Consider the following 23,092-nt stretch of genomic DNA (forward strand, 5'->3'; position numbering starts at 1 on the left):
GTGAAGCTCTTCGGCTACGATGCCACGAAGCGGCACTTCGTCCCTCGCCAGTCGGGCTACGAAGGGGTCGTGCCGACGAGCATCGAAACGCTCACGCTCGACGCTGCGCAGATCGAGTTTCGCAAACAACATCTCGGCCGGTACCTCACTTCGCTCGTCACACGACCGTACGACGGCAAGCTGGTCGAGTATCTCGACATGGTCGGCAAGATGCACACCCCGAAGGCAGGTAGCAAGACGCTCGACGTCCCGCTCGTCCAGATGAACGCTCTGCTCGGCTTCGTCGCCGACGCCCTCATGGCGACGATCTTCGCTCTCGGCTTAGACCGCGCGACGGAGATCGCCACGCAGCGCGCCTTCGGCAAGTTGCTCTGGCTGCAAAACGACTTAATCAATCGACATTATCAAAGTACCGCGGCAACACGTGCAGCGTAGCATGCGGTGGGGCGCCCCTCATCCGGCCTTCGGCCACCTTCTCCCGCCGGGAGAAGGATTGATGGGACGTCCTCCGTATTGAACCCTTCTCCCGGCGGGAGAAGGTGGCGGCGCAGACGCCGGATGAGGGGCGCCCCGCTATCGATCTATCTACAGCAACGTCCCGCGCAAGATCACGAACGCGACCGAGAAATAGATAATGAGCCCCGTCACGTCGACGAGCGTCGCCACGAACGGCGCCGACGACGTCGCCGGGTCGAGCCCTAAGCGTTTTAAGAGAAACGGCAGCATCGAGCCCGACAGGCTCCCCCAGAGCACGATGCCGACGAGCGAGATGCCGACGGTGAGCGCGATCAAAAACCAGTGGGGGCCGTAGACGTCGGAAAACGCGCTCCACAGCGCGATCCGCAACACGCCGATCGAGCCGAGGATGCCGCCGAGAATCGCGCCGGAAAGGAACTCCCTACGCATCACCATCCACCAATCGCGAAGGGTCACTTCGCCGAGCGCCAGCGCGCGCACGATGAGGGTCGCCGCTTGCGAGCCGGAGTTGCCGCCGCTGGAGATAATCAGCGGCACGAACAGCGCGAGCACGACCGCCTTCTCGATCTCTCCCTCGAAGAATCCCATCGCCGTGGCCGTGAGCATTTCGCCGACGAACAGAATCACCAACCAAGTGGCCCGCTTACGCACCATCTGTAAGAGCGGCGTGCTGACGTACGGTTCCTCGAGCGCTTCCAAGCCGCCGAACTTCTGAATTTCCTGCGTCGAGCGCTCTTCGGCCACATCGAGCACGTCGTCGACCGTGACGATGCCGAGCAGTTTCCCCATCGCGTCGACGACCGGCAGCGCGACCCGATCGTACTTTTTGAACAGCGCGATCGTCCCTTGCTTCCGATCGGTCGCGACGAGCGCGACGACCCGGTTGTCCATCAACTCGCTCACGTGCTTGTCGAGCGGAGCCAACAGGAACTCTCGGATCCGAATATCGTCCAACAGCGTGTTCGTTTCGTCGACGACGTAGAGGACGTTCAGCGTTTCGCTGTCTCGTCCGTGAGCGCGGACATGGTCGAGCACATGCGCGACGGTCCACTCTTGGCGTACAGCCATGATCTCCGGCGTCATCAGCCGGCCGATCGTCCCCTCTTCGTAGTCGAGCAGGCTCTGCGCTACCTTAAAATGCTCGGGCACCAACAGCGACAACAACAAATGGCGCAGCTCGGGGGCGACATATTCCAAAAGCGCCGTCCGATCGTCGGGCGACATCTCGTTCACGATGCCGCCGATAACCGGTTCCGGAAGTTGATGGATCAACGTCTCTTGCAGAAGCGGATCGAGGTACGCGAACACCTGCGCCGCAACGTGTGGGTTCAACGTCGCCACCAACGTCTTGCGCTTCTCGGTCGGCAGCGCTACGACGATCGCCGCCAGATCGGCCGGCAGCCAACTGTCGAGAATCTCGTGAACTTCCGCGAGCTTCCCTTCGTCGAGCAATTCGCAAATGTCCGGCGTGATCAAGTCTTCCAACATACGGAACTCTCACGAGAAAAAGTCGTTAGGTCTTGGGGCGCATCGGAGATCGTTCCCTCGCTTGCGATTTCGCGGAAAGCAAAGTAACCGCTCCAGTCGCTGCGAGTCCGATTGTAGGATGGATCGCAGCATCGTCACGGTCTATTATCACGGTCTATGATCGACCAAGACCGACTACGACGTGCGTATCTTGCGGCCCGCGAGGCGCTGCTGGCGGAGCGCACTCCGGCCGGGCATTGGGTCGGCGAACTGTCGTCGTCGGCCTTGAGTACGGCAACGGCAGTGAGCGCGCTGGCGATTGCGCGGCGGCATGTCGAGCCGGAAAAACAGCGGCGGTACACGGCTTTGATCGACGCCGCGTTGCCGTGGCTCGCCCGTTGTCAGAACGCCGACGGCGGCTGGGGAGATACCGATCGCAGCTTCTCGAACATCGCGACGACGATGCTCGTGCGCGCCGCGCTGCATCTAGCCGGCGCGCAACAGCGGTATGCCGCGGCGCTCGAACGGGCCGAGAATTACATCTCCGTAAGCGGCGGCATCGCAGGGCTTCGGCGGCGCTACGGCAAAGACAAAACCTTCGCCGTGCCGATCCTCACGAACTGCGCCTTGGCCGGCCTCGTCGAGTGGCGCGAGGTGTCGCCGTTGCCGTTCGAACTGGCTTGCTTGCCGCAAGCGTGGTATCGCTTCGCGCGCTTGCCGGTCGTCAGCTATGCGATCCCCGCGCTCGTGGCGATCGGGCAGGCGCGCTATTTTTTTCGGAAGCCGTGGAACCCTGTGATTCGTTGGCTGCGCGGTTGCGCGGTCAACAAGAGTCTCGAAGTGCTGCGCGCTATGCAACCGAGCGGCGGCGGCTATCTGGAAGCCGCGCCGTTGACGAGCTTCGTCGTGATGAGCCTCGCGAGCATCGGCCGACACGATCACATCGTAGCCCAAGAAGGGCTGCGGTTTCTCTGTGAAACGGTTCGGCCCGACGGCAGCTGGCCGATCGATACGAACCTCGCCACCTGGGTGACGACGCTGGCGATCAACGCGCTGGAGTATAGCCTCGAGAGTGACGGCACTACGGGCGGCACGTATCTGACGCCGGAGCTGATCCAATGGGTCGCGGATTGCCAGCACCGCGAACGGCATCCTTTCACCGGTGCCGAACCCGGCGGCTGGGGCTGGAGCGATCTGAGCGGAGCGCTGCCGGATGCGGACGACACGCCGGGAGCGGTGTTGGCGCTGTCGGATATTCCTATCGACGAGATCGAAGATTACGACAATCAATGGTCGATCGCCTGGGAAGGGCTCGATTGGTTGTTGAAGCTGCAAAACTCCGACGGCGGTTGGCCGACCTTTTGCAAAGGGTGGGGCATGCTGCCGTTCGACCGGAGCGGCACCGATCTTACTGCGCACGTCTTGCGAGCCCTGAAGGCTTGGGGCCGTGATAAAGGGATTGCCGTCGAGCGCGGGTTCCGCTACCTCGCGAAGCAGCAACGCCCCGACGGCTCCTGGCTCCCGCTGTGGTTCGGCAATCAGCATCGCGAAGACGACGAGAACCCGCTCTATGGCACGGCGCGCGTGCTGCTCGCCTATCGCGACCTCGAGCGCATGCCGACGCCGGAAGCCCGGCGGGGCATCGCCTATCTCCTTTCGCAACAAAACTCCGACGGCGGCTGGGGAGGCGAAGGGAATAACCGGAAGCCGGCAGAGCGAAGTCGGAACGAAGAGGCAGGGCGTTCGAGCGTCGAGGAAACCGCGGTCGTCGTCGAGGCTTTGCTGGCGGAGTGTTCGCTGAAAAACGGCATTTCCTTCGATGCGCCGGAAAAGTTGCGCGAAGCGCTGGAAAAAGGGTTGAATTGGCTGATCGAGGGGGTCGAGTCCGGCCGGTTTCGCCAAGCTTCTCCCATCGGTTTCTACTTCGCCAAGTTGTGGTATTATGAGAAGCTGTATCCGTTGGTCTTTACCGTGTCGGCCTTAAGACATGCGGTCGCACGAATGGCGTTGCCTCCCCCCTAGAAACTCGCTCCCGGTCGCTCCGACGCTGCCGGCACAGCCCGACGCGGAAAACTTTCGCTCGCACACGGTTAACCCCGTGGTTTCCGAGCGGTTAGGTTTTCGGCGTCTCGTTTAACCCACCGTCCTGCACTGCGGAGTTTGCATCTTGGCTACGGCACCCGCGCACCTTTCCGGCACCGAACTCCCGCACGATGCGTCGTCGCACCCGAACGGGCAGGTCGTGCATAAGCACAACGTCGATGCAATCAACGGCAGCGCCCTAAACGGCAGTCCCGGCAACGGCGAAGCGGTCGCCGACGCGGCGGCTCGCAAGTCGAAGCGGCGCAACACCAGCCATCTCAAGGTCGTGCCGCCGACGAAGGAAGAACGAGAATCGCTCCGGACGGTCTGTCGCGAGACGGCGGCGAAGCTCGACAAGAGCCGCCCGATCACGAAAGACGAACTGGAAGCGATCACGCGCGAAATCATCGCGCGGCAAGGCTTGCCTGAAGGGTACGTCGGCTGGCTGATGGTGATGATGGCGAGCGAGTTTTGGGAATCGCAGGTCGCGGCGGTGCCGTTCGAGCGACGGCTATTTCTCTTGCCGCATTGCTTGAAGCACGCCGAAGGGTGCCCGGCCGACTACGACGACTACGGCCTCGACTGCAAAAAATGCGGCGCGTGCAGCATCGCCGATTTCCGCGCCGCGGCCGAGCAACTCGGTTACAAGGTGCTCGTGGCCGAAGGTTCGCCGATCGTGCTGAAGATCATCGTCGGGGGGCATGTCGACGCGATCGTCGGCGTCGCTTGCCTGAATGTGCTCGAGAAGGCGATCGATAAGATCTTGCTGGCCGGAATTCCCTGCATGGCGATTCCGCTCTTGTCGAGCGATTGCCGCAATACGAGCGTCGACGAAGATTGGGTGATGCAGATCGTGCAGAAGCGCGAGACGGCACCCGCGACGGCGACGAAGTCGTATGTGCATCTCATGCGCGCGGCCGCCGGGATGTTCGACCCGACGGAGCTCGAGCGCTTGGTCCCCCGGCTTCGCGGCGGCCCGCGCTTGGCCGACGCCACGAAGGATGGGCTCACCGGGATCTCGGCCGTCGATCCGATCGCGGGCACAGAAGCCATCGCCTACGATTTTCTTGCCAAAGGGGGAAAGCACTCCCGGCCGTTCATCACGCTGGCCGTCTACGATGCCTTAACCACCGGCAAAGGTTGCACGGCCGACGGTTCGGCACATCTTGCGACCCTGCCCGACTACGTGAAGCGGGCTGCGTTGTCGATCGAGACGTTTCACAAAGCCTCGCTCGTTCACGACGACATCGAAGACGACGACCAATACCGCTACGGCGAAGAAACCGTCCATCGCAAATACGGCACCGCCACGGCGATCAACGTCGGCGACTATATGATCGGGCTCGGCTATCGGCTCATTAGTCGCGACGCGCGCACGATGGGGCCCGACGCCGCGGCCGATATTCTCGATCGGCTCGCCGATGCTCACATGAAGCTCAGCGAAGGGCAGGGGGCCGAACTGCTCTGGCGCGACTCCTTGCAAAAGCAGCTTTCCCCGCTCGACGCCTTAAAGATTTATGCCCTGAAGACTGCGCCGGCCTTCGAAGCGGCGCTCTATTCCGGGCTTCGGCTCGCCGGTCCGCTCGATGCGTCGGTCGTGTGGCCGACGCAATTCGCTCGCCATCTCGGCGTCGCTTTTCAGATCTTGAACGATCTCAACGATTGGCGCGACGACAACCATAACAAGCTCGTCGCCGGCGGCGATGTGCTCGGCGGACGACCGACCGTGTTGTGGGCCCTCGCGCTGGAAGGGCTGAACGACCTCGACCGCGCAGAGCTTTTGCAAGCGGCCGGCGTCTTCGACAAGGCGGCCACGCTCGTCGACAAATACCAAGAGCGGGCGGAAGGAATCGCCGACGTCGTCGAGTCGGAAGATTTACGCCGCCTGTTGTACTACCTCATCGACACGGTGCTCGAACGCCCGACCGCGGAGAGCGCGATTCCGAATCTGACCGTGATCTCGATGCCCTAAAAAATATGCGGTCGAGCTTTCTCCCCACCTCCTGCCCCTCCCGCCTCCGTGCCTGAAACTCCCGATCTGAGTACGCTCGCCGCATTGTTTTATCCCCGGGACGCGACCGCATCGGCCGTGGTTGCGGCGGCGGTGCCTGCTGCGGAGCTCGGCAAGTTCGAGCGCGTCGCGGCCGAGGATCTGCCGGCCGGCTATCGCGAGTTGCTGGCGCATCAAAGTCACATGACCGTGACGATGGAAAAGTTTCACGAGAGCAAGGTCGATGTCGAGGTCTTGGAACGGCGCACCGACCAGCGCCGCTATGCTCGCAAGATCCGCTTGCGCACCCGCTCCGACGGTCGGATCGTGCAGTTCGGTATCGTGCGCCTGAACCTCGACTTTCTGGCTCCCGACGTGCGCGAGCTGGTGCTCGCCGAGCAGACTCCGCTCGGTCGGGTACTGATTGAGCATGGCGTGCTCATGCAGGTCCGGCTGATCGCCCTATGGCGCATCGAGCCGGGGCCGGATATGCGGCGGGGCCTGGAAATCGGCGCATGTCCGGTCGTGTACGGCCGTACGGCGATGATCGATTTCGAGAATGCCCCGGCGATCGAGTTGCTCGAAATCTCGGCTCCGTTGGTAGAATAAACTTTCCCCGCAAACGCGAATCGGCCCGGAACATCTTAAGCCGCTTGTTATGAAGATCGTCTATCTAGCCGCCGGTGCAGCAGGCATGTATTGCGGGATGTGCCTGCACGACAACACGCTCGCCGCGGCGATGATCGGGCTCGGCGAAGATGTGTTGCTCGTGCCGACCTACACGCCGCTCCGGACCGATGAGGCGAACGTCAGCCGGCTTCCGCCGATGATGTACGGCGGCATCAACGTCTTCCTCCAGCAGAAGTCGGCGATCTTTCGCCACACTCCTTGGTTCTTCGATCGCCTGCTCGATTCTCCCGCGCTGTTGAATTGGGTCAGTAAGTTTTCGTCGAGCGTGCAAGCCGAGAAGCTCGGCCCGCTCACGGTCTCGATGCTCGAAGGAGAGCACGGCAAGCAGAAGAAGGAACTGACGAAGGTCATCGAATGGCTGAAGACCGAAAAGCCGGACGTGGTGCATTTGTCGAACTCGATGCTCATCGGCATGGCCGGCCCGATCCGCCGCGCGCTACGTGTGCCGATCCTCTGCTCCCTCTCGGGCGAAGATATCTTCCTCGAAAAGCTCATTCCGCCGTACTACGAGCAAACGCGGAAGTTGCTCCGCGATCGGGCCGGCGACGTCGACGCCTTCACCGCGCTCAATCGCTACTATGCCGACTACATGATCGAGTACATGGACATCGATCCGCAGCGGGTGCATGTCATCCCGCACGGCTTGAAGCTCGACGGCCATACGCATCGCCCGCCGCACGTTTCCGGTGCGCCGCTCACGATCGGCTACTTCGCGCGCATCTGCCCTGAGAAGGGGCTGCATCTCTTGGTCGAAGCGTTTCGTTTGTTGAACGAGAAAGAAGATCTGCCGCCGCTGCACTTGCGCGCGGCCGGGTATCTCGGCGCAGCCGATCGACCGTATCTCGACCGCCTCCGTGCGCAGCTCGCCGTATGGGGCTTGGCCGACAAATTCGATTACGCCGGCGAACCCGACCGTGAGGGAAAGATCAAGATCTTGCATTCGTTCGACGTGATGAGCGTGCCGGCCGTGTATCGCGAAAGCAAAGGACTGTCGATCATCGAAGCGATGGCGAACGGCGTGCCGGTCGTGCAGCCGGCGCATGGCTCGTATCCCGAGATGGTAAACGATACGGGCGGTGGCGTGTTGTTCGAGCCGGAGAACATCGCGGATCTCACGATGAAACTCGAAACGCTCATCCGCCGGCCGCAACTGCGCGAAGATCTCGGCCGGCGCGGGCATGCCGCCGTTCACGACCGTTACATCGATCGCCGGATGGCCGAGCAGACCGTCGCGCTTTATCGTAGCATGATCGACATTCACGCGCGGCGTAAGTCGGAAACCCAAGGGCCCGTCATCTCATCCGATCGGACGATTTCATGAACGACTATATCCGCGGAGCGGACGAAGGCCGAGCCGAGCCCGACCGCATTCAACGGCGCGTCGAGTTTCGCGACACCGATGCGGCCGGCATCGCCCACTTCTCGACCTACTTCAACTACATGGAAGAGGCCGAGCATACGTTCCTTCGCCGCCGCGGGCTGAGCGTCTTCATGCGCGACGCCGAAGGGGCGATCAGCTGGCCGCGCGTCGCCGCGAAGTGCGACTATTCGAGCGCCGTGAAGTTCGAAGACGTCGTCACGATCGAAGTGACGCTCGCCCGCATCGGCGCGAAAAGCGTGACCTTCTTGTTCCACTTCCTCAACCACGGACGCGAAGTGGCGAAGGGAGAAATCACGGCCGTCTGTTGCCGCATCGAGCCCGACCAGCCGCCGAAGGGGATCGCGATTCCGGCGGAGATCCGCGCAAAGCTGACGAGTCACCCGAAGAAGTAAACGAGATAGGAAGGTAAAAGTAAAAATGCAAAATGTAAAACGAAGAGAGAAAACTCGTCCGTCGTTTTGCCTTTTGCATTCTCACTTTTGACTTTCCTCATGCTTTCCTATCTCGAAGACATCACGCTCCGGCTAGCGCAGGGGATCGATCGCTTGCCCGAAGCGACGCGCGCGCGGCATGCCGAGTTTCTCAAGTCGCAGCAGCGCCCCGACGGCGGCTTCGCCGGTCGTGAAGGAGCGAGCGATTTGTACTACACCGGCTTCGCGCTCCGCGGGCTCGCGATGACCGGCGAGCTGCACGGCCCGATCGCCGAGCGTGCCGCGGAGTTTCTCAAGACCCGGCTCAGCGGCTCGGCGCCGATCGTCGACTTTCTGTCGCTCGTCTACGGCGGCATGCTCTTGGAAATGTCGGCCGAAATCGATGTTTTCGCCGCCGTGCATCCGGATTGGCGCGCGCAAGTCTCCGCGGCGGTCGAGCGGTTTCGTCGGGCCGACGGCGGCTATGCGAAGACCGACGAAGGGCAATCGTCGAGCACGTACCACACGTTTCTCGTCGTCATCTGCAACCAGTTGATCGGCCGGCCGATCGTCGAGCCTGCGCGGATCGTCGAGTTCGTTCGTTCGCGCCGTCGCTCCGACGGCGGCTTCGTCGAAATCGGCCCGATGACGAAGAGCGGCACGAACCCGTCGGCAGCCGCGGCCGCGCTGTTGCGCATTCTCGACGGCTACGACGACCCGACCCGCACGGCTCTGGCCGACTTTTTGCTCGACGCACAGACCGACGACGGGGGCTTCCGCGCCAACACCCGCATTCCGGTCGCCGACGTCTTAAGCACGTTCACCGCGACCCTTACGCTCGCCGATCTCGGCCTGCTCGGCGCGATCGAAGTCGACGCGGCGCGCGAGTACGTCCGTTCGATGGAGCTCCCCGGCGGCGGCTTCCTCGGCGGAGTCTGGGACTCGGCGACCGACGTCGAGTACACGTTCTACGGCCTCGGCGCAACGGCGCTCCTCTCTCTCACCTAATCGCCCATCGCCTAACCGTTCTCTATCCATCGCTTGCGGTTTCGCGACCGCCGCGCTTCGGCCCAACCGACTACGATCCCCCCAGCGGCTCATCCTCGACGCTCCGATCATCGGCCGGCCGCGCGTCGTCGTCTTTGCCCGCAGCGGCAGGCTCTTCCGTGGCGATGAAGCGATAGCCGGCCCCACGCACGCTCAAGAAATGGCGCGGCGCAGCCGGGTCGCGCTCGAAATATTTTCGGAGTCGGACGATGAAGTTGTCGACGGTGCGCGTCGTCAGGGTCGCCGGTTGGTCCCACACGGCGGTCAGCAGTTCCGAGCGCGAAACCACTTTCCCTTCGTGTTCGATGAAGTACCGGAGCAGCTTGATGTCCATCGCGGTGAGGCGGATCGGCTTCGCGTCGACCCAGACCTCGAACGTCGTGAAGTTGATCTTCGCCTGCCCGAACTCGTAGACGTCGAGGTCTCCCTTGCGGAGCGAAGCGGGGGTGAATCGCGAACTCCGCGCCAGCAAGTTGCGCACGCGGCTGATCAGCTCGTCCAGGTCGAACGGCTTCTGCAAATACTGATCGGCTCCGACGTCGAACCCGCGGATCCGATCTTCCGCCAACGTCCGCGCGCTGACGATCAGCACCGGCATGTCGTAGCCTTGCTCGCGGATCGATTCGCAAAAGGCGTAGCCGCTCATGCCGGGCAGCATCAAGTCGAGCACGATCAAGTCGAACCCGAGCGGCCGGTCGTCGAGCAGCTTCAGCGCCGCCGGCGCATCTCCGACCGCCGCGACTTCGTATCCCTCGGCTTCGAGGTTGTAACGAATTCCGAGCCGCAAATGCTCTTCGTCTTCGACGATCAGGATTTGCTTGAGAGATGCGATGGACACGGCCGTGGTAGATGGGATTCTCGAAATCGCCGGCGCCGACAATTCGCGCCGACCCATTATATCGCGCTTCGAGAACTACACACTGCCCGCCTTCGAGCCTTCGCGCACCGCGGTCGTCTCTTCGACGCCCCGGCCCGGCAACTCCACCTCGAACACGGTTCCGGCTCGGGAACCCCGCCCGTAAACGGCGATTTTTCCCTTGAGCCGCTTAACGAGCGTTCGGACGATGAACAGTCCGAGGCCGGTGCCGGTCTTCGAGCGTTCGAGCTCGCTGCCGAGTCGGAAGAAGCGGCGGAAGATCTTGCTCCGAAACTGCAAGGGAATCCCCGGGCCGTTGTCGGCGACGCGCACGATCACATGCCCGCGGCCGTCGGGCCAGGCGTCGACTTCGACCTGCGGCGGCGTGCCGGCATACTTCACGGCGTTGTCGATCAGGTTGCGGAAGATCATCTCGACGTCGATGGCCCGCGCGCGCACGATCGCCGGCCGCAGATCGAGCGCGATCGCTTCGGGCGGCGCATGATGCCGACGACACGCGATCGCCGCGCTGTTGGCGAGCATCTCCGCGAGGTCGACGTCGACCAACTCGCCGCTTTCGGTTTTCGCATGGTCGAGCTTCGCGGCATCGAGCATGTGGTTAATGAGCGTGTCGAGCCGTTCGAGGTCGTCGAGCATGAAGCGATGGAAATCGGCGCTCTGTTGCTCGCTCAGTTGCCGCCGGCTGAGTGTCTGTAGGCAAAGCTTGAGCGACGCCAGCGGCGACTTCAGTTCGTGCGTCACGCTGTCGATGAAGTTCGACTGCCGCTGGTTGAGGTTGATCTCTTTGATCGAGATGATGAGATACAGCACGACGCCGACGAGCACGAGCCCGAGAAACGTGGCACCGACGGCGAGGATCGCCCACCAATAGGTGTCGACTTTCGCCGCGACCATTGCCGCGAAGACCCATCCGATGAAGAGCGCGACGATCAGCAAGATCATCACGACGCCGAGCGTAATCGGCCAGCCGAGCGAACGACGTGGAAACATAAAGGTCGCCGACCGCGTGTTACTCGGAACTCGAAGCGGAACTGCCGGCCGTCGGCTTTCCGGCACCGATGCAAAATAAGTGCCCGACCGTGCGGAGAAACAACCGTCCTTCGTTCACGGCCGGCGACGCGAAGCAATCTTCACGCAGATCGTTGGTTGCGACGGTTTCGAACTTCGGGCCCGGTCGCACGACCGTCGTCGTGCCCCGATCGGACGTGAAGTAAACCAAACCGGCGGCCGTGATGAGCGACGCGCTATGGCCCGGGCCGAGCCGCTCTTTCCACATCCGTTCTCCGTCGGCGCAGCGGAAGCAGCTCGCGATGCCGTTGTCGGCGACGACGAGCAAGTATTCGCCGCAGACGATCGGCGACGGCACGTACGCACAGTTCTCTTTCGTCCGCCAAGCGATGTGCGTGTCGGTCACGTTTCCTTTACCGTCAGGCTTGATCGCGAGAATGTGTCGATCCGGAAAGCCGCAGGTCATGAACAAGAACTTCCCGTCGTCGACCATCGAGGCGACGAACTGCTCGGTCGGGCCGTCGATGTTCCAGATGCGCTTGCCGGTGCGCGGCTCGTAGCTGCACACGCTCTTGCTGCCCGAGAGGATCAACTGCGGTTGGCCGCCGAACGTGCGAACGATCGGCGTGCAATAGCTGCGGGTCTTATGCTCGCGGGCTACCTTCCACACTTCGCTGCCGTCGGCTTGCTTAAGCGCGACGAGATAAGAGTTGCCGTCGTGGTCGCCGTTGACGATCACCAAGTCTTCGAACAACACGGGCGAACTACAGAACCCATGCTGGCTGGAGAACTCGCCGGGCCGCGCGGTCCACAATTTCTTGCCGCCGAAGTCGTAAGCGGCGACGACCATCCGGCCGTGGTTCTTCTTCTCGTCCTCGCTGTCGCTTTCGAGGAACGTGACGTAGACGGTTTTGCCGTCGGTCGCCGGGGTGCCCGAGGCGAAGCTGTTGAGCGTATGTTTCTTTTCGAGCGGCGCGGTGCAGACCGTTTGCCGCCAAAGTTCTTTGCCGGTTTTCTTGTCGAGGCAGAGGAGCAGGCGATCGGTCGGGGTCTTGCCGTCTCCCTTGTCGACGAGGCAGGTGGTGACGAACAGCTTCTCGTCCCAAATGATGGGCGACGAATGGCCGATGCCCGGCAACGGGATCTTCCAGGCCGTGTTTTCGGTGTCGCTCCAGGTGGTCGGCAGTTTGGCATCGGTGCTGGTGCCATCGCCGCGCGGGCCACGCCAACAGGGCCAGTTCTCGGCCGAGGCGGAAGTCGACAGAAGGAGCGAAAACAAGATCGCAGCGAAAGAAATCGGTCGCGACATAGGGCGATTCTCAAGTGTGAGAATGGAGGGCTGCTAGGCAGGAAATTCCATTCTAGCAGACACAGAACCAAGGCGAGGGTCAATACTCCGTTCAATCGACCCTGTTCCATCGACCTTATTCAATAAACGTCTGTTCAATAGCCCCGGATGCATATCCGGGGACCATACCGCTGTGTAGCTAAGAATGTTCCGCGCCGGACGGCACGTGGAACGTGCCTGCTACTTTCGGAGAGTGTAGAATCCCGGGATTCCGCTCGCCCCCCTCATCGCATCCGCACACCCCTTTGGGAAGCCTGCCCATGTCGCGTCTATTTCGTTGGTCCCTCTTGTCGCTCTTGAGCTGCGTCGTGGCCGGTTCTGCTGCGGCCCGCGCCGCCGAGCCGTTGCCGCCGCCGAACTACGATGAGACGCTGGCCGGCGGCAAGGACTTGCCCGATCCGCTCACTTGCGTCGACGGCACGAAGGTGAAAGACGCCGACGCGTGGCGGATGAAGCGGCGGCCGGAATTGCTCAACTTGTTTCGCGCGGAGATGCACGGCCACAGCCCGGCCCGACCGAAGGAGATGAAGTTCGAGGAGACGAGCTTCGACGACCGCGCTCTGAACGGGCTTGCGACGCGCAAAGAGATCACGATCCGCATCGCGCCGGATGCCCCACCGCTTCGGTTGCTCTTGTACGTGCCGAATCGGCCGAATGCGCTGCCGAGTGCGCGGCCGGTGTTGCTCGGCGTCAACTTCGACGGCAACCACACGATCGACGCCGATCCCGGCATCACGATCGTCGATCAATGGGTCATGCCGCGCGGTGCCGCGAGCGAAACGCTCGAGCACCCGGCCGAGTCGACGCGCGGCTCGGCGGCGAGTCGCTGGCAAGTCCCGCTGGCGCTGAAGCGAGGCTATGCCGTAGCGACGATCTCGCGGGCCGATGTCGAACCCGATTATGCGACCGGCTGGAAGCACGGCATTCGCGGCTACTACTTAAAAAAATCGGGCCGGGCGGAGTTTCTCGCCGACGATTGGGGAGCGGTCGCCGCTTGGGCCTGGTCGTTGAGCCGCGCGCTCGACTACTTGGAGACCGACACCTTGGTCGACGCGAAGCGCGTGCTCGTACACGGCCATTCGCGGCTCGGCAAAGCTTCCGTTTGGGCCGGGGCCGAAGACGAGCGCTTCGCCGCCGTCGTGGTGAACAACTCCGGCGAAGGAGGGGCTGCGCTCGCACGCCGGAACATCGGCGAGACGACGTACGTGATCAACAATCGGTTCCCGCATTGGTTCTGCGGCAACTACAAGAAATACAGCGGTCACACCGAGAAGTTGCCGTTCGACGCGCACACGCTCGTCGCGATGTCGGCCCCGCGCCCGATCTATATCGCCAGCGCGGTCGAAGACACCTGGGCCGATCCGCGCGGCGAGTATCTCGCGGCGAAGTACGCCGAGCCGGTGTATGCGTTGTTCGCCAAGCCGGGCCTTGGGGTCGACGCGATGCCCGGCGTCGACCAGCCGGTAGGCGATTTCATCGCCTACCACATTCGAACAGGCAAGCACGACGTAACCGAGTACGACTGGCAGCAGTATCTCAAGTTCGCCGATCGGCACTTCGGGAAGTAAGCGCCCGTTCCGGAAGCTTCGCGTTACGGAAACGCCTTCTTACCGAAGCGTAGAAACTCGGTGCTCACCGGCACCGTGACTTCCTTGCCGCTTGCGCTCGTAAACTTCGCGCTCTGCGGCGTGAAGTCGACATGGTCGACGATGTCGAACCCGGCCGGGACGCGCACGGCCCCTTGAATGTAGTTGATCGTGGTCGCCCGCTCCCCTTGGAACGTGATCGCGGTCTTCACGCCGGCTTTCGTCAGGAGGTTGTCGCCGGCCGAAGCGGCTAGTCCGTCGGCGAAGTAGGCGCAGGCGTCTTCCAGGCCGAGGCAATTGTTGCGGCCGAGCCAAGGAGAGCCGTGGCGTCCGCCGTTCTCCATCCAGAAGAGAGTCGTCGGCAACACCTTCGGGTCTTTCAGCGCGAACCACAACGAGCCGGCTTCCGTGTCGACCGCGGCGACCCAGGCCGGCGTTTCGTCGCCGGCGGCGGGTTCTTTATTCACGACGCACAACAGATCGGCGAACCCTTTGCGCGCCGGGAAACTCGTGCAATCGGCCGGGGGTGCGCCGGCGGCGAGTTGCGGCACTTGCTTCAAGTCGGTGAACTTCGCGCCGATCGCGAGCGCTTGGTATTCCTTCTTCGCCGGGTCGCTGAATTGGGTCGGGTTCGTCAGCCCGAAACGAAGCGGACTCGTCGACACGCGTACGGCCCCTTCCTTCTCCGGCAGGGCGAGGGTCGCATGGTGGGCGACCGGCGCGGGACCGACGAAGCCCGTTACGACATGCGACGAATAGACGACGGGCTGCCCCTCGACGAGCCAGAGCACCTTCACGACCTTGCCCGACCGGACCTTCGGCTCGAGCGAGAGTCGGAGCTCGTTGATGTTCCCTTCCTTCTCTTGGGCGTCGAGCGTCCAATCGGCGTTCGCGGTTTCGCCGTGCGGCGGGTGTTGCTCGCCGTTGAATGCTTCGCCGTTGCCGCCGAACGGAAGGCAGAAGAAGTCGCCGCGCAAGACGCGCAGAATCGCCGGCTCGATCTTGAGCCCTTCGGTTTGCCAAGGGCTCACATGATAGGGGTTGATCGGCTTGTCGGTGCCGCGGGCGAACGTCGCCGTCAGATGGCCGCCGGTCTTCGTCACCGCGACTTCGACCTCGGCATTGCTCAGAATGTAAGAGGCCTGAGCATGTCGCTCTGCGAGCGGCTTGGCATTCGACGGCTTCGCGTTATCGGCGGCGAAAGCCGGCAGCGAGAGGTTGAGCGTAAGGGCGAGCGTGAGCAACGTGCGGCGCATGACGGAGTGCTCCTGAAAGAACCGGCGGGGCGCAAGAGAGTTTGCGCGTGTCAGTTTAATTCGGGAGAATGCGCGATGCCGGCCCTCGGCGAGGTTAAATCGGCGCGAGGTGTTGCGCGTTCGCGAAATCGCAAGCGGCGCATGGCACGGCTGGGCGACGCTTGGCGGGCAGGAGGAGCCGGCTAGGAAATTGCCGGCGACTAGACCGTGATCTTGCCGATCTTCACGACCGAGTGGATTTGGCGATGGCCGGTGCGGCGCTTCGAGTTCTTGCGCTTACGGAACTTTTGCACCGTCAGCTTCGGGCCTTGCTCGACGCTGACGATTTCCGCTTCGACCGAAGCTCCGGCGAGAACCGGCTGGCCGATCTTCACCGTCGTGCCGTCGCTCGACGCCAACACGCGATCAAACGTGAGCTTATCGCCCGATTGTGCGTCGACCCGAAAGTCGATCGTCACTTCTTGGCCTTCACGAACTTTGTATTGCTTACCGCCGTCGACGATGATCGCGTACATAATCTCTAACCCGACTACTTTGAGAGAATCTGACTTACGGAAACCTATAAAGCTACCAAACGAAGGTTGCGCGGTCGAGGGGGATGCGGAGCGGATCCTGGTCGAAACCGGGGCGCCCCTCATCCGGCCTTACGGCCACCTTCTCCCGCTGGGGAGAAGGGTTCATGCCGGCTTCCGCTCGGGGCTGTTTCCAACCCCGAGCGGCTGCGGAAAAGATCGGCTTAATCGAGCGTAAACTTGACTTCGCGGGCATTCGCGTCGAAACACTGGAAAGCCATGTGATCCGGCGCAACTCCTTCGCGTCCAAACACTTGCACCACGAGCGAGGCTTGATCTTCCAACGCCGCCAGCTCGCGCCGCTTCCGGTTGTTGAGATAGTTCGCCACGTCGTCGGAAACCGTAACCGAAATCCGTGTGACCCCTTCCTCTTGCGAGGCGAGCATCAACGCGCGAATCACCTCGATCGACACGCTCTCCGAGGTCTTCACGAAGCCCGTGCCGGCGCAGTTCGGGCAGTTATCGAACACGCTCTTCTTGATGCTTGGGCGAATCCGTTGGCGGGTCATCTCGATGAGCCCGAACGGGCTCGTACGGAGAATCTTCGTGCGAGCGCGGTCTCGTTCGACCGCATCGCGCAGTGCTCGCTCGACCCCGCGACGATGCCGTTCCTTGCGCATGTCGATGAAGTCGTTGACGATCACGCCGCCGAGATCGCGGAGACGAATCTGCCGCGCGATCTCGCGCGCGGCCAGTAGGTTCATCTGGTAGGCGGTCTCTTCGGCGTTGTCGTCGGTGCGGAAGTTACCGCTGTTGACGTCGATCGCAACGAGAGCTTCGGTCTGATCGATGACGATGCTCCCCCCTTGCTTGAGCGGCACCTTGCGCTGGTGGATGCGCGTGATTTCGTCGTCGAGCGCATACTTGTGGAAGAGCGGCTCGCGCCCTTCGTAGAGATGCAGTCGGGTGACGTAGCGCGGCATGACGATCTGCAAGAATTCCTTGGCCCGCTCGAAGGCAGTCGATTCGTCGATGTGGATCGCGTCGACTTCGGCGGTGAAGATGTCGCGAATCGTGCGAATGACGATGTCGCTCTCTTCGTAGATGCAGCAAGGAGCGGTCTCCTTCTTCATTCGTCGCACGATCACCTTCCACAAGCGGAGCAGGTAGGCGAGATCGCGCGAGATTTCGCGCTTCGAGCGATCGACGCCGGCCGTGCGCACGATGAAGCCGAGCCCCTTCGGTGGGTTGAGCTCGATCATGATGTCGCGGAGCGTGCGGCGAGCTTGATCGTCTTCGATCTTGCGCGAGACGCCGACCCGACCGAGCGCGGGCATCAACACCACGTAACGGCCCGGAATGCTGATGTAGGTCGACAGGGTCGGGCCTTTGGTGCCGATCCCTTCTTTGATGACCTGCACGAGCACTTCGTCGCCGCGGCGCAGAATGTCTTGAATCGGCGGCTTCACGCGCGGACGAGCACCCGGACGCGGACCGCGCGGGCCCCCTCGCTTGCGGGCCGCGGGAGCGGCTCCGACGGCGGCACCGTTGCCTGCGCCGGCTTCCCCTTCGGCCGCGTCATCCGGACCGGCGGCGACGTCGTCGAGATCGTCGTCGTCGTCGGCCATGTCGAAGCGGCGCAGGTCGGGATCGTCGATCGGCTTCGTCGGGTCGAGGCCCCCTTGGCGATAGTATTGCGGCTCGACGTCGCTGATGTGCAAGAACCCGTTGCGGCCGACGCCGAAGTCGACGAACGCCGCTTGGATGCTCGGCTCGAGGTTGACGATCTTTCCTTTGTAGATATTGCCGACGAAATTATTTTGGCTGGAGCGCTCGATGTAGAGCTCTTCGAGCACGCCGTCTTCGACGATCGCGATTCGGCATTCTTCCGATTGCGAAACGTTGATCAGCATTTCCTGTTTCATGTGGCGAACTTTCCATGTCGGCTAGGTGGCGAGTACGCAGCGGTTGCGCGAGGCACGCGTTCAGCGAATGAACCGAGAAGTGCCGGCGGGTCCGGAGGCGAATGCAAGTCGTGAGTCGCGTGGGTTTCATCCGACGACCTCCACGCGGGTGCGCACGAGGCGCGAGCCGCTGTGTTCGAGGTCGGACAAGCCGAGCGACGTCAAGAGATCGCGCGGGCGAACGGCTCCGGCTTCTCCGAGTTTCAGGCGCATCCGAAGCACCCCGTCGACCAACTCCAACTCCTGCACCGAAGCGGGAAACCGCTCGGCTGCGGAGAGAAGTTCGTCGGCGGTTGCAGCGACGTCCGACAGGGCGGCGGCGCTCGATGCTTCGTCGTGCGCAAGTTGCGCAGCGGACGAAGCGAAGAACGAGGCCGCTTCGGGCGAGGGTGCGGTGTCCGATGTCGATTCCTGGGCTGGGTCGTGCGGCACCGGCTCGATAGCCGGCAGGGCCGTGCGACGCCAACGCTCGATCCGCGCACCGACGTCCGCTAGGGAAGCGTCGGGCAAACGAATCTCATACTCGGCGGCGGCCGGTTGGGAAAACCGTGCTCCCGCGGGCATCCGTTCGACCGAGACGACCGAGAGACCGATCGGGGCTTGCGCTTGCAGCGCGGCCGCGATCGCGTCGGGTTCTCGATCGTGCTCGAGTTCGAGCTCGACGACTTCGTCGAGCCCGCAAATTCCGACCGCCAGCGCCGACGGATAGTTCATCCGGGGCCGTTTGTGGAAGCCTTCGGAATGCGCCGGCCGAACGTCGGCCCTGCGCAACCAGCGCTCCCACGCGCGCAGCAGGTCGTGATGACCCAGCAGGCGAAGGTCGTGCTCTTTGCGAAAACGAATGCGTACTCTAGTGCGAACCATGAGGTGGTTCCGTCGCCGACGCCGCCGATGGCGCCGACGAAATAAAATCAAACGAAAAAATCAAACGTAAACAAACCGTGATTCGTGGATGGAAGCGGTCGCGAAGTCGGGGTCTCGTCGATGTCGTGGGCTTCCGTGTCATTGTCCGAACTTAAAACGTTATTTAGTCGATCGTCGTGTCAAACGTCTCGTCTCGTCGGCAAGGAATCCAGCAGTAGCCAAATCGGTAGTAGAAAATCTTGCTGTGCGAGCTTTCTTCCGTAAAACTTCTCGAAACGTTCACTCAACTTTGCATCCTCACCGGCATATATGTCGTAGAGGCACGCTTCGTCGGCCATAAAATAGGGGCGATCCTCGTTATCGAACATCCGGTCAAGAAAGTCCGTGAGTTCTTTCTTTCGTTTATCCAACTCGTTTTGGTCGCCAAAACTAAATGCCGAATCCATGACGTCGCCCTTTACCGGTCGTCTACCGTTTCCGGCAGCGCCTTCTTCAATTCCTCCTTTAGGAAGTTGCGAATGTTGCGAGCGTCTTCCATCGTCAAAGCGCGGGCCGAGACCGCTCGGCATTGCTCGATGGTGACGTTGCGAATGATGCGTCGAATTTCATAAACGGCGCTCGGCGGAACGCTCAGGCTTCTGAGCCCAAGGCCGAGCAGCAGCATGGTGTACGTCGGGCTTCCGCTCATCTGCCCGCACAAGCTCACCGGCACGTTGCCCGGTTCGGCGGCGCGGAGCGTGCGATCGATCAGGCGGAGCAAAGCGGGATCGGCCGAGCTGTATAAGTCGGCGACGTCTTTGTTGCCCCGGTCGACGGCGAGCGTGTATTGAATCAGATCGTTCGTGCCGATCGAGAGGAAGTCGACCTCGTCGACGAACTGATCGAGCATGATCACGGCCGAAGGGACTTCGACCATCATGCCGAGCGGCACGTCTTTGCGAAACGGCACGCCGCTTTCGACGAGATCTTCGATCACATCGGCTAAGATCATCTTCGCTTGGCGGAACTCACGCAGTACGCAGATGAGCGGCAGCATGATGCTGACTTCGCCGAGCGCGCCGGCCCGCAAGATCGCGCGGAGCTGCGTCTTGAAGAGCGGCACGTTGCGCAGCGATAGGCGAATGCTGCGCAGGCCGAGCGGGTTCGAGTCGTCGCCGGCTTCTTCCGAGGTTTTGTTGCCGAAGAGTTTGTCGGCCCCCAGGTCGAGCGTGCGGATGACGACCGGCTTCCCCTGCATCGCGCGCACGACTTCGGCATAGGCTTCGTAGTGGGCTTCTTCATCCGGCACCGAGCCGCTGCCGAGATAGAGAAACTCGGTGCGGTAGAGCCCGATGCCGTCGACGCCGCGCTCCAAACAGTGAGGCGCTTCCGAGGGGAACTCGATGTTGCCGAGCAGTTGAATGCGCTGGCCGCAGAGGGTTTCGGTGGCGAGGTCGCGAAGGCGTTCGAGCCGCGCGTGGCGCGACCGATCTTGCTCCATCTCGACCTTATAGCGGGCGATCGTCTCTTCGTCGGGCTGCAGGATCACGAGCCCTGCGTTGCCGTCGACGATCACGAGGTCGCCGCTGGCGACTTCGTTCAGGAAAGGCCCGGTGCCGACGACTGCGGGAATCTCCATCCCTTCGGCGACGATCGCGGTATGGCTCGCCGCGCCGCCGATCTCGGTGACGAAGCCGAGGACGAAGCTCCGGTCGAGGCCGGCCGTTTCGCTCGGCGTCAGGTTGTGCGCGAGTACGAGCACCGGTGCCGTGAGGTTCGTGAACTCGGCCCGAGGCTTGCCGAGCAAGGTCTGCAAGAGTCGCCGTTCGATGTCGACGATGTCGTTCGAGCGCTCGGCCAGGAAGTTGCTATCGACCGAGCGCAACACCTTAGCGTAACGGCGCAAGACCCGACTGACGGCATACTCGGGCGAGTAGTTGCGCGTGCGGATCGATTCTTCGAGTTCCGTCCATAGGCCCGGATCGCCGAGCATCAGCAGATGCGCTTCGAAGATCGAGGCGTACTGTTGGCCGAGCTCCGAGGCGACGGCGTCGCGGTTGCGCTCCGTTTGGCTGCGCGTTTCGGCGAAGGCGCGCGTCAGACGTTCGAGCTCGGCGTCGACCGTTTCGCGCGCAATGAAGCGGCGAGAGATGCGAAATCCCTCGTTGTCTATGACAAACGCTTCCCCGATGGCGACACCGGGTGAAACGGCGATGCCCGACAGCTTCTGCATCCGCTTCCTTCGCAACGAACGCGGCGGGAGAAGCGGCAAGCCCTCGCTAAGGGGCTCACGGTATCTCGACCGCTCGGCTTCCGCGGCAGGTCTTGCTCGACCGGCCGCGGAACGACGTTCGTTTTGGGTTGGTTGTGTCTGGTTGTTTTCGCTGCGAGTCTCGTTGCGGCCGGCTACCGTAGCCACGGCTGTCGCAACGAGCCTCCGAACCTGTTTCGCTAACTGTTTTTTCGCTGACTTTTGTTTCGTCTTCTGTTTGCGGCGCGCGAGCTTACGTTGCGGCTATTCCATCTCTTCGGCGTCGACGTAACCATCGAGAAATTCGATCAGGGCCGTGAGCGCTTGCTCGGCATCCTCGCCGCTCGCTTCGATCACCACGACATCGCCGCATTTCGCGCTCAACGACAAGAGCGAGAGCATGCTCCGGCCGTCGCAGCGGGCCGATTCCTTCACCACCTCGATCTTCGCTTGGTAACGCTGGCATAGTTTGACGAAGCCCATCCACGGGCGGAGATGCAGCCCGTTGACGAGCTTCACCGTAAAACTACGTGAGACGACGGGAGATCCGCTCATCCTACGACACGAACTGGTTGCTGTCCGAGTCGTCCAGCAGATGCAGGATTTCGTCGGACGTTTTGGCTTGTTTCAGGAACTTGCAGAATGAATCGTCGCGCAGCTGACGCGAGACGTTTTCGAGGGCGCGCAAGTGGTCGCCGGGGCGATCGGGAGGCGAGATCAGCATGAAAAAGAGGTAGACTTTCTCACCGTCGAGGCTGTCGAAATCGACCCCTTCATGGCTCACCGCAACCGCACCGACGAGTTGTTTCACGCTCGCATGCTTCGTGTGAGGAACCGCCACGCCCCGGCCGATGCCGGTGCTGCCGAGTTCTTCACGTTTGAGAATCGCCTTGACGATTCCTTCTTGCTCCGCCGGGACGATCTTACCCGCGTCGAGCAACGATTGGACTAAGGCGCGGATCACGCCTTCTTTCGTGTGAGCGCTGAGGTCGGCTTTGACCGCCTTTCGCTCCACGAAGTCGGAGAACTTCATTCCAAACTCCTAATGGTCAGATTCGCACTCGCGACGAAGCACCGACGGAAGGACGATTCCATCGGCGGGGAGGTCGTGGCGGTGCGAGGCTTCTTTAGATGATGTCCATGGCGCGGGCCGTTGCCCGGCCGATGGTGTGTTACTCTGCGTCCGCGCCGGCGTCGGCCGCTTGCTGGCGTAGGCCCGGACCGCGATGTTCTTGAACCTTCTCTTTGTACTTCCGCAGTTGCTGTTCGATCTTGTGGATCACGCCGTCGACGGCCGCCATGAGATCCGCCGCTTCTTCTTTGGCGACGAAGTCGTGTTTGTGTTCGGTGTCGACGCGCAACTCTACGTGGGTATTGTCTTTATGCTCTAGGTCGACCGTGAGCTCGATTTCCATAACGCGGTCGAAAAGCCGGACTACCTTCTCCAGCTTGGCGTGTAATTTTTCCTGGGTGGCTTCGCTCAAATGGCCGTGGCGTGTCGAGATCTTGGTCTGCACCGTGATGCGCTTTCTCTGAAGACGAAGAACGGAAAATTCTTTTGATGACGAAAATTAGATCGAGCTGGATCGAAGCTTACGGGTCGGGCGGTCGTGCGAGGGCGTAACGATCCAAACCAACAACTTATCGCAAGTCGCTCATTCTAATAAGCCCTCTTCCGACCCACAACGCGGGCCGCAGCCCGACGGCAGCCCCGCAGCTAACGAACCCTCTCATAGCCAACTATAGCTTATGAAACGACTTAAGTGACCTTCCGAGGCGAGCGGGGGCAGTGATGCCCCCGTTTGGCCCGCCTAGCGATATCAACGGGGGCCTGACGGCACCCCGCTCGCCTCGGAGCTTTCTCAGAGCACACAGGCGCTATCTTGGCGGCAGAGTCGCCAAC

21 protein-coding genes are annotated in these 23,092 nt (G+C 62.2%); 8 read left to right on the forward strand and 13 right to left on the reverse strand.

Translation table 11 applies throughout. The features are described 5' to 3' along the window. Nucleotides 1–435 (forward strand): protoglobin family protein (locus tag K8U03_23090; protein ID MCE9607782.1); only part of this gene is annotated, 435 nt, incomplete at its 5' end. Between the two features lie 150 nt (nt 436–585). Here K8U03_23090 and mgtE read toward each other — a convergent pair. Next, nucleotides 586–1,965 (reverse strand): magnesium transporter, encoded by a 1,380-nt coding sequence (gene mgtE, locus K8U03_23095; protein MCE9607783.1) that lies wholly within the window; start codon nt 1,963–1,965, stop codon nt 586–588. Nucleotides 1,966–2,121: 156 nt separating this feature from the next. Here mgtE and K8U03_23100 point away from each other — a divergent pair, with 156 nt between their 5' ends. The 6 genes from K8U03_23100 to K8U03_23125 all read left to right on the forward strand — a co-directional run bounded on the left by K8U03_23100 (nt 2,122) and on the right by K8U03_23125 (nt 9,505). After that, nucleotides 2,122–3,966 carry a squalene--hopene cyclase gene (locus K8U03_23100; GenBank protein MCE9607784.1) on the forward strand — a complete coding sequence of 615 codons (1,845 nt, stop codon included), beginning with the start codon at nt 2,122–2,124 and terminating at the stop codon, nt 3,964–3,966. 220 nt (nt 3,967–4,186) lie between these two features. Next, on the forward strand, nt 4,187–5,998 hold the full coding sequence (locus tag K8U03_23105) for a polyprenyl synthetase family protein (protein MCE9607785.1): 1,812 nt from the start codon (nt 4,187–4,189) through the stop codon (nt 5,996–5,998). Between the two features lie 48 nt (nt 5,999–6,046). Continuing rightward, nucleotides 6,047–6,625, forward strand: coding sequence for a hypothetical protein (locus K8U03_23110; GenBank protein ID MCE9607786.1), 579 nt, complete (start codon nt 6,047–6,049; stop codon nt 6,623–6,625). Nucleotides 6,626–6,674: 49 nt separating this feature from the next. Beyond that, entirely contained in the window at nt 6,675–8,027 is a 1,353-nt protein-coding gene (locus tag K8U03_23115) for a glycosyltransferase family 4 protein (protein ID MCE9607787.1), read from the forward strand. Next, nucleotides 8,024–8,479: an acyl-CoA thioesterase gene (locus tag K8U03_23120; GenBank protein MCE9607788.1), complete on the forward strand. Its 456-nt coding sequence runs from the start codon at nt 8,024–8,026 to the stop codon at nt 8,477–8,479. Before K8U03_23115 ends, K8U03_23120 begins: the two co-directional genes overlap by 4 nt. A gap of 99 nt (nt 8,480–8,578) precedes the next feature. Next, nucleotides 8,579–9,505, forward strand: coding sequence for a terpene cyclase/mutase family protein (locus K8U03_23125; protein ID MCE9607789.1), 927 nt, complete (start codon nt 8,579–8,581; stop codon nt 9,503–9,505). Nucleotides 9,506–9,575: 70 nt separating this feature from the next. On the opposite strand, the gene K8U03_23130 is transcribed toward K8U03_23125, so the two are convergent. Genes K8U03_23130 through K8U03_23140 form a run of 3 tightly spaced genes read right to left on the reverse strand, consistent with a single transcriptional unit; the run spans nt 9,576 to nt 12,738 of the window. After that, nucleotides 9,576–10,439: a response regulator transcription factor gene (locus tag K8U03_23130; GenBank protein MCE9607790.1), complete on the reverse strand. Its 864-nt coding sequence runs from the start codon at nt 10,437–10,439 to the stop codon at nt 9,576–9,578. A gap of 18 nt (nt 10,440–10,457) precedes the next feature. Continuing rightward, nucleotides 10,458–11,411 carry a HAMP domain-containing histidine kinase gene (locus K8U03_23135; protein ID MCE9607791.1) on the reverse strand — a complete coding sequence of 318 codons (954 nt, stop codon included), beginning with the start codon at nt 11,409–11,411 and terminating at the stop codon, nt 10,458–10,460. A 19-nt stretch (nt 11,412–11,430) separates the two neighbouring features. Further along, nucleotides 11,431–12,738 carry a PQQ-like beta-propeller repeat protein gene (locus K8U03_23140; protein ID MCE9607792.1) on the reverse strand — a complete coding sequence of 436 codons (1,308 nt, stop codon included), beginning with the start codon at nt 12,736–12,738 and terminating at the stop codon, nt 11,431–11,433. 299 nt (nt 12,739–13,037) lie between these two features. Between K8U03_23140 and K8U03_23145 the strand changes: the two genes are divergently transcribed. Next, nucleotides 13,038–14,345 (forward strand): acetylxylan esterase, encoded by a 1,308-nt coding sequence (locus tag K8U03_23145; GenBank protein ID MCE9607793.1) that lies wholly within the window; start codon nt 13,038–13,040, stop codon nt 14,343–14,345. Between the two features lie 23 nt (nt 14,346–14,368). On the opposite strand, the gene K8U03_23150 is transcribed toward K8U03_23145, so the two are convergent. The 9 genes from K8U03_23150 to raiA form a co-directional block, all read right to left on the reverse strand. Next, nucleotides 14,369–15,619: a hypothetical protein gene (locus tag K8U03_23150; protein MCE9607794.1), complete on the reverse strand. Its 1,251-nt coding sequence runs from the start codon at nt 15,617–15,619 to the stop codon at nt 14,369–14,371. 200 nt (nt 15,620–15,819) lie between these two features. Next, nucleotides 15,820–16,134 (reverse strand): 50S ribosomal protein L21, encoded by a 315-nt coding sequence (gene rplU / locus K8U03_23155; protein MCE9607795.1) that lies wholly within the window; start codon nt 16,132–16,134, stop codon nt 15,820–15,822. 221 nt (nt 16,135–16,355) lie between these two features. Next, nucleotides 16,356–18,056, reverse strand: a complete 1,701-nt coding sequence (locus tag K8U03_23160) for an Rne/Rng family ribonuclease (GenBank protein MCE9607796.1) — start codon at nt 18,054–18,056, stop codon at nt 16,356–16,358. Between the two features lie 126 nt (nt 18,057–18,182). After that, on the reverse strand, nt 18,183–18,959 hold the full coding sequence (locus K8U03_23165) for a TIGR03936 family radical SAM-associated protein (protein ID MCE9607797.1): 777 nt from the start codon (nt 18,957–18,959) through the stop codon (nt 18,183–18,185). A 179-nt stretch (nt 18,960–19,138) separates the two neighbouring features. Further along, nucleotides 19,139–19,405, reverse strand: coding sequence for a hypothetical protein (locus K8U03_23170; GenBank protein MCE9607798.1), 267 nt, complete (start codon nt 19,403–19,405; stop codon nt 19,139–19,141). An 11-nt stretch (nt 19,406–19,416) separates the two neighbouring features. Continuing rightward, nucleotides 19,417–21,171: a phosphoenolpyruvate--protein phosphotransferase gene (gene ptsP / locus K8U03_23175; GenBank protein ID MCE9607799.1), complete on the reverse strand. Its 1,755-nt coding sequence runs from the start codon at nt 21,169–21,171 to the stop codon at nt 19,417–19,419. Between the two features lie 282 nt (nt 21,172–21,453). Continuing rightward, nucleotides 21,454–21,744 (reverse strand): HPr family phosphocarrier protein, encoded by a 291-nt coding sequence (locus K8U03_23180; GenBank protein MCE9607800.1) that lies wholly within the window; start codon nt 21,742–21,744, stop codon nt 21,454–21,456. A 1-nt stretch (nt 21,745) separates the two neighbouring features. Next, entirely contained in the window at nt 21,746–22,222 is a 477-nt protein-coding gene (locus tag K8U03_23185; protein MCE9607801.1) for a PTS sugar transporter subunit IIA, read from the reverse strand. 139 nt (nt 22,223–22,361) lie between these two features. Then, on the reverse strand, nt 22,362–22,694 hold the full coding sequence (raiA, locus tag K8U03_23190; GenBank protein ID MCE9607802.1) for a ribosome-associated translation inhibitor RaiA: 333 nt from the start codon (nt 22,692–22,694) through the stop codon (nt 22,362–22,364). Nucleotides 22,695–23,092: the final 398 nt, after the last annotated feature.

The sequence above is a fragment of the Planctomycetia bacterium genome (genome assembly GCA_021413845.1).
Taxonomy (GTDB): domain Bacteria; phylum Planctomycetota; class Planctomycetia; order Pirellulales; family PNKZ01; genus PNKZ01.

Coding starts and splice junctions, on each gene's coding strand:
- K8U03_23145 (MCE9607793.1), top strand. CDS start 13,038: ATGTCGCGTCTATTTCGTTGGTCCCTCTTGTCGCTCTTGAGCTGCGTC.
- K8U03_23115 (MCE9607787.1), top strand. CDS start 6,675: ATGAAGATCGTCTATCTAGCCGCCGGTGCAGCAGGCATGTATTGCGGG.
- mgtE (MCE9607783.1), bottom strand. CDS start 1,965: ATGTTGGAAGACTTGATCACGCCGGACATTTGCGAATTGCTCGACGAA.
- K8U03_23120 (MCE9607788.1), top strand. CDS start 8,024: ATGAACGACTATATCCGCGGAGCGGACGAAGGCCGAGCCGAGCCCGAC.
- K8U03_23150 (MCE9607794.1), bottom strand. CDS start 15,619: ATGCGCCGCACGTTGCTCACGCTCGCCCTTACGCTCAACCTCTCGCTG.
- K8U03_23185 (MCE9607801.1), bottom strand. CDS start 22,222: ATGAAGTTCTCCGACTTCGTGGAGCGAAAGGCGGTCAAAGCCGACCTC.
- rplU (MCE9607795.1), bottom strand. CDS start 16,134: ATGTACGCGATCATCGTCGACGGCGGTAAGCAATACAAAGTTCGTGAA.
- K8U03_23100 (MCE9607784.1), top strand. CDS start 2,122: ATGATCGACCAAGACCGACTACGACGTGCGTATCTTGCGGCCCGCGAG.
- K8U03_23160 (MCE9607796.1), bottom strand. CDS start 18,056: ATGAAACAGGAAATGCTGATCAACGTTTCGCAATCGGAAGAATGCCGA.
- K8U03_23170 (MCE9607798.1), bottom strand. CDS start 19,405: ATGGATTCGGCATTTAGTTTTGGCGACCAAAACGAGTTGGATAAACGA.
- ptsP (MCE9607799.1), bottom strand. CDS start 21,171: ATGCAGAAGCTGTCGGGCATCGCCGTTTCACCCGGTGTCGCCATCGGG.
- K8U03_23180 (MCE9607800.1), bottom strand. CDS start 21,744: ATGAGCGGATCTCCCGTCGTCTCACGTAGTTTTACGGTGAAGCTCGTC.
- K8U03_23135 (MCE9607791.1), bottom strand. CDS start 11,411: ATGTTTCCACGTCGTTCGCTCGGCTGGCCGATTACGCTCGGCGTCGTG.
- K8U03_23165 (MCE9607797.1), bottom strand. CDS start 18,959: ATGGTTCGCACTAGAGTACGCATTCGTTTTCGCAAAGAGCACGACCTT.
- K8U03_23140 (MCE9607792.1), bottom strand. CDS start 12,738: ATGTCGCGACCGATTTCTTTCGCTGCGATCTTGTTTTCGCTCCTTCTG.
- K8U03_23130 (MCE9607790.1), bottom strand. CDS start 10,439: ATGGGTCGGCGCGAATTGTCGGCGCCGGCGATTTCGAGAATCCCATCT.
- K8U03_23125 (MCE9607789.1), top strand. CDS start 8,579: ATGCTTTCCTATCTCGAAGACATCACGCTCCGGCTAGCGCAGGGGATC.